General features: G+C 71.8%; 4 protein-coding genes. All 4 read right to left on the bottom strand.

The genetic code is table 11. The features are described 5' to 3' along the window. Positions 1–16: 16 nt before the first annotated feature. The 4 genes from CCN72_RS33740 to CCN72_RS33725 all read right to left on the bottom strand — a co-directional run bounded on the left by CCN72_RS33740 (position 17) and on the right by CCN72_RS33725 (position 5,701). Positions 17–1,204: a flotillin family protein gene (locus tag CCN72_RS33740; RefSeq protein ID WP_086812084.1), complete on the bottom strand. Its 1,188-nt coding sequence runs from the start codon at positions 1,202–1,204 to the stop codon at positions 17–19. Positions 1,205–1,217: 13 nt separating this feature from the next. Beyond that, positions 1,218–1,469 (bottom strand): hypothetical protein, encoded by a 252-nt coding sequence (locus tag CCN72_RS33735; RefSeq protein WP_085565325.1) that lies wholly within the window; start codon positions 1,467–1,469, stop codon positions 1,218–1,220. Between the two features lie 77 nt (positions 1,470–1,546). Continuing rightward, the gene (locus tag CCN72_RS33730) at positions 1,547–3,529 is read right to left on the bottom strand and encodes a HelD family protein (RefSeq protein ID WP_244174612.1); all 1,983 of its coding nucleotides are present in this window, start codon (positions 3,527–3,529) and stop codon (positions 1,547–1,549) included. A gap of 327 nt (positions 3,530–3,856) precedes the next feature. Next, a complete protein-coding gene (locus tag CCN72_RS33725; RefSeq protein WP_244174611.1) occupies positions 3,857–5,701 on the bottom strand; it encodes a choice-of-anchor A family protein in 1,845 nt (614 codons plus the stop codon). Positions 5,702–6,015: the final 314 nt, after the last annotated feature.

Raw genomic sequence — 6,015 nt, 5'->3', positions numbered from 1 at the left:
AAGCACCGTTGCAGTACTAGTCGACGTCCACCGGGCCGTCGTCCGACTTCTTCTCGCGGCGGGCGCTGAGCTGGAGCAGGCCGTTGTCGCGGGGCTGCTGCTCGTCGCGGTTGCCCTCGGAGTCCTGGCCGCTGAGGTTCTGGCGGACCGAGTCCAGGATGGTCAGGCCCTGGGAGACCAGGCCGGCCGCGATCTCGCCGAGGCCGTCCGCGCCGTTCAGGACGTTGACATTGGCGCCCGCGAGACCACCGGCCGCCTCCTTCACGATCTGCGGCAGCTGGTCGATCAGCATCCGGTCCAGCGCGACCCGGTCGTACGACGCCGCCGCCTCGGCCTGGATCTTCATCCGCTGAGCCTCGGCCGCCGCGAGGATCCTGACCCGCTCGGCCTCCGCCTCCGCGGGCTTGACGACCTCCGACACCAGCTGCTTCTGCCGCAGCAGGGCCTGACGCTGGGCCAACTCCGTCTGCGCGTCCAGCACTTCCTGCTGCGCGTGCGCCTGCGCCAGCGGACCGGCCTGCGCCGCCTGGGCCTCCGCCCGGTCCACCTCGGCCGAGTACTCGGCCTTGACGACGGCGGTCTGCCGGGCGAACTCCGCCTGCCGGCGGGCCGCCTCCTGCTCCGCCTCCACCGCGGCCTGCGTGGCCTGCGCCTGGGCGATCTGCGCCTGGCGCTGGATGGCCGCCTTGTGCGGGGCGGACATCGCGTCGATGTAACCGGTGTCGCCGTCGTCGATCGACTGGATCTGGAGCGAGTCCACGATCAGACCGATCTTGGCCATCTCCGTCTTGGAGGTGTCCAGCACCTCGGCGGCCAGCTTCTGCCGCTCGGTGACGATCTCCTCGACCGTCATCGAGCCGATGATGGCACGCAGATGACCGGCGAAGATCCGGCCGGTCAGCACCGACATCTGGTCCTGGTCGGACAGGAAGCGCTGACCGGCGTTGATGATGCTCTCGGCGTCATTGCCGACCTTGAAGGCGATGACGGCGCGCACATGCAGGGCGATGCCCTGCTTGGTCACACAGGTCTCGGTGACCTCCGACTCGCACATCGCGAGCGAGAGGAAGCGGGTCTTGCGGAAGAACGGGACCACGAACTTGCCGTGGCCCGTCACCACTCGGAACGGCGCGCCCCCCAGTCCCCGTCGTCCGCCCGAGATCAACATCGCCTCGTCCGGCGCGGGTACGCGGTATCCGAACATTTTCTTGTACTCCTCAGCAGGCGTCGACGGCGTCGCCGCCGAGCGCGTCCAATGGATCGGCCCACTCGATGACGCCGACCTCGCGGCATCCCCGTGATTCGATCACGAGGACCGTCGAACCCGGCGGCAGGGGATCCTCCGACCAGGCGAGGAACGTCTCGGAGCCACCACGGACCCGGACCAGCACCTCGCCGGGTCCCGCGGATCCACGTGTTCCGATGAGGACCTTCCCCGTGCAGCCGATCACGGCCTCGTCCTGCGTCATCACCGGCCGTCCTCCTCGCGCTGGCCTCAGGATTCCGACGATAGCCCTCCTCGGCCCGTGCACCAACGGGCAGGAGGTCACAGCACGTGCACAGACCCGGCCAGCTGCTCCGGCAGCGGCGCCGTGTGGGTCACCACGAGGCCGGAGACGGCACGGGTCAGGGCCACGTACAGCCGCCGCAGGCCCGTCCGCTCGTCCGGTTCGCCGTCGACCACCGCCCCCGGCTCGTCCAGCACCACGTAGTCGTACTCCAGACCCTTGGCGAGCGAGGCCGGCACCAGGGTCAGCCGCCTCTCGCGGGTCGTCTCCTCGCCCGGCGCGAGGTATCCGATCCCGGCCGCGGTCAGCGCCTTCGCCAGCGCGGGGATCCGGGCGTCGGCGGCGATCAGACCGGTCGAGCCCTCGTGGGCCAGCAACTCCTCGCAGGCGGCGACGACCTGGTCAGCGCCCTCGATCGCACGGACCTCGAAGAAGCCCGGGTTCTCCCGGACCGAGGCCACCGGGGTCAGGCCCGGCGCGATGTGCGGGAGCAGCCGGGAGGCGTACGTGATGACGTCGGTCGGCACCCGGAAACCGGCCGTCAACTCCTCGATCACACCCTCCTGTTTGCCCAGATGACCCAGCGCCTCGTCCCAACTCCGCGTCGCCCAGGGCGTGGTGCCCTGTGCCAGGTCGCCGAGGACGGTCGCGCTGCCCGTGGTGCAGCGGCGGCCCACCGCCCGGTACTGCATGGGGGAGAGGTCCTGCGCCTCGTCCAGGACCACATGGCCGAGCGAGTGCGTGCGCTGGATCAGATCGGCGGCCTCGTCGATCAACACCGCGTCCGCGGAGGACCACTTGGCCGATTTCACGCTGCGGACCGGCTTGGCCCACAGGATCGTCTTCCGCTCGTCCTCGTCCAGGATCCCGGCCGCGTGCTCGTCCAGGAACTCCGGCTCGGTGAGCAGCCGCAGCACCAGTTTCGCCGGGTCGACGGCGGGCCAGATCGCCTTCACGGCCGCCTTCACCGCGCTGTTGCGCGCGACCGCGTCCTGCACCCGGTCGTCCGGCGCCTCCCCGGCCCGCTCCATCTGTACCAGCACCGCGTGCGCGATCCGCTGCGGCAGGGCCTCGCGGGCGGCGCCGTACCGGATCTCCCGGTCGAGCAACTGCCGTACCAGCTCCTCCAGTTCGTACGCGGGTACCCGCCAGCGCCGGGAGCCGCGCACGACCACGACCGGTTCTGTCGGCAGGGTCACATACGAGTACAGGGCCCGGCGCAGCACCTCGGCCATCCGGGCGTCGCCCTTGATCACCGCGGCGGGCGCCTCGTCGGTGCCGCGCACCTCGACCTGTGCCACCAGGTCGTCCACGGTGGCCTGCTGCACGGACAGCTCGCCCAGCGCGGGCAGCACCTGCTCGATGTAGTGCAGGAAGGACTTGTTCGGGCCGATGACCAGGGTGCCGGTGCGGGCCAGCCGCTCGCGGTGCGCGTACAGCAGATACGCCACCCGGTGCAGGCCGACGGCGGTCTTTCCGGTGCCGGGGCCGCCCTGGACGCAGACGGTGCCGCCGAGCCCGCTGCGGACGATCTCGTCCTGCTCCGGCTGGATGGTGGCGACGATGTCCCGCATCGGGCCGACGCGCGGCCGCTCGATCTCCCGCTGGAGCAGCTTGCTGGTGGTGGCCTCCTCGGCCGGGTCGGACAGCCGCTCGTCCTCGTACGCGGTCAGCTCCCCGCCGGTGTAGCCGAAGCGGCGGCGCAGCCCGATGTCCATCGGGTCCTTCTTGGACGCCCGGTAGAACGGCTGGGAGACCGGCGCGCGCCAGTCGATGACCATGGGGTCGCCGTCGGCGTCGTGCACATGCCGGCGCCCGATGTAGAACTGTTCGCCCGACGCGCCTTCGGCCCGGTCCTCGCCGGGCGCGTGCAGGTAGTCGAGCCGGCCGAAGAACAGCGGGGTGTCGCTGAGGTCGGCCAGTGCCTTGATGCGGTCGTCGATCTGGCGGCTGAGCACCGCCGCGTTGACCCAGTTCGCGGTGACGTCCCGGATGTCCAGCGCCTCCACGTCCTCCCGCATGGCACGCAGCGCGGCCCGCGAGTCGGCGAGGTGGGAACGCTCCCGGGAGAGCGGGTCCCCTACGGGGTCGATGGCCTGTTCCTGCGCGGACGTGGACAAGGGGGTGCCTCCGGTGGGCCTGCTGCGGGCGGTACGACGGCGCCACCCGGTTTCCGTCCGGGCGGCAGCTCTCCGTGAGGGAGGCGGGCAAGAGAGAGGATTTTAGTGAGGGGGTGGAGGGAACGCCAATGGATATTCGACGGGGGGATATTCGACGGGGGGCCTGCACACAGCGGTCCGGCCGCCCACAGCTGGGCGGCCGGACCGGTGGCGGTGGCTCTTATGGGGTCAGTGCTTGGACTTCTTGTCCTGCGGGCCGTAGTCGTAGCCGTACTCGCCGCCCTCTTCGCGGCGGGTGTTGGCGACGGTGATCGGCACCGGGGTGGTGCCGCTCTCCTCGGTCACGGTGAGGGGGCCGAAGACCTGGTTGGCGGGCAGGACGTAGCCGTCCGGCACGGCCGTCTCACGCAGGTAGTAGAGGCCGAGGGGGAGATCGCCGAAGGCGCAGTGGCCCGCGGCGTCGGTGGTGCAGGCGGCGCCGGTGCGGGTGTCCGGGTTGGGGCCGGTGGTCTGGAGGCCGTCGACGCCGTTGGTCTCCCGCCACGCCTCGAAGACGGCCCCGGCCAGCGGGGCGCCGTTCGCCGCGTCCGTCTTGGTCAGCTCGATGGCTCCGGGCACCGGCGGCACCGGTGTACGGGTGTCGCGGACGGTGGCCTCGACGCCCGCCGACGCGTTCTCGGCGCTCAGCGTGAGCGGGCCGAAGACGTCCGGATCGGGCAGCTCGTAACCGTCCGGCGCCCCGGTCTCGCGCCAGTAGTAGGTGCCGGCTTCGGTGGTGGCGCCGCACCGGCCGTCGGCGCCGGTGGTGCAGTCCGTGACATGCGTGTCCGGGTCGGCGCCGCCGGTCTGGAGCCCGGGAACGCCATTGGTCTCCCGCCACAGCTGGAACACGGCGCCCGCCAGGGCCGCGCCCGTCTCCTCGTCGATCTTGTGGACCCGGACCTCACCGGTCACCGGCGGGGTCGGCGCGCAGTCGGGCAGATCGCCGTTGAACGGGTACGCGTGGAACTCCTGGCCGCCGCCCCCGCTCGCGGCACTGGTGTGGGTCAGCGAACCGGTGGTGAAGAAGCGGCCGTTGATGCCGGGCAGGGTGACCGTGGTCATGGACGCCTGGTCGCCGATCAGGAAGCTGCCCTGCATCTGCCCGGTGCCGGCGAGATCGACGGTCGTGGCGTCGGGGAAGTTCCACAGCAGGCGCTCGCGGTAGGCGTTGAGCGGGTCGGTGCTGTCGTCGATGCCGCCGCTGTAGGTGTTGATGGTGCGGTTCGCGCCGTAGACGTTGACCAGGACGGTGGCCCCGGCCGGGACGCCGCGGAAGACGATGCCCTGCTGGGCGCCGTTCGGGCCCGCCAGGTCGAAGTCCACGTCGAAGACCTGGAGCGCGGAGGTGCCGTCGCCGGTGAACACCGTCTGCGAGCCCTGATTGACCGCCGTTCCGGTGGGCTGCCGGTGTGCCCCGTCGACGCGGGCGTAGCACTGGCTGGCCGCGGTCAGCTCGCCGCGCAGGGCGGTGTACGGCTGCGCCGCCGCCGGGTCGTGCACCAGCCGCCCGGTGACCTGGCCGCTCTCGGTGCCCGCGTAGCGCACGGTGCCCTGCTCGCCGATGATCCCGCCGGTGGTGTCCAGGCGCTGGCCGCTCGCGATGGTCACGTCGCCGCCGGTGGTCAGGAAGTCCGAGCCGTTCGGCGGGGGCACGCGGGAGCCGACGCCGACGATGCCGAGGTTGTACTGGCCGCTGACACCTGCCTGCTTCTGCTGGTCGAAGTCGTTCAGGACGACCACCCGGCCCTCGGCCTCGGCGGCCCGGCCGCGCACCAGGAAGTCATGGCCGACGAAGATGTTGATCGCGGCGTCCCGGCCGGCGATCGGGCCGTTGTTGATGCCGGGGAACGGGTCGGGGCAGCTGCCGGGGACACAGGGGCCGAGGCCGCCGGGCAGGGTGGCCGCTGCGGCGGGTACGGCACCGAGGCCGAGGGCGAGCGCGGGCACGGTCGTGGCCACGACAGCCCAGGAGGCACCGGTGCCGCCCACACGTGAACACAGCGTCCGCAGGCGCTGGGTGAGGATGCTCATGCCCGGCATGTTCGCCGGGGCGGGCCGTCAGCGGCGGCGATGACACATGGCGGCGGCAATCCTCGCGGCAAGGTCATACGAACGGAGTCGCCCGCTACTCCGCACGGCCCCCGGCCCGCTACTCCGCGCGGCCTCCGGGCCTGTACTCCGCGCGGCCCCCGGGCCTGTACGACGCACGGCTCCCGCACTTCTTCTCCGCGCGGCTCCCGAGCCCGCGACTCCGCGCGGCTCCCGCCGCTCTGCTTCGCGTGGCTCCCGCACTTCTTCTCCGCGCGGCCTCCGGGCCTGTACGACGCACGGCTCCCGAGCCCGCG

Origin of the sequence: Streptomyces murinus, assembly GCF_002154555.1 — a bacterium.
Classification (GTDB): domain Bacteria; phylum Actinomycetota; class Actinomycetes; order Streptomycetales; family Streptomycetaceae; genus Streptomyces; species Streptomyces murinus.
Note: the sequence above shows the minus strand (reverse complement) of the source record. Positions and strands in the feature narration are given on the sequence as shown.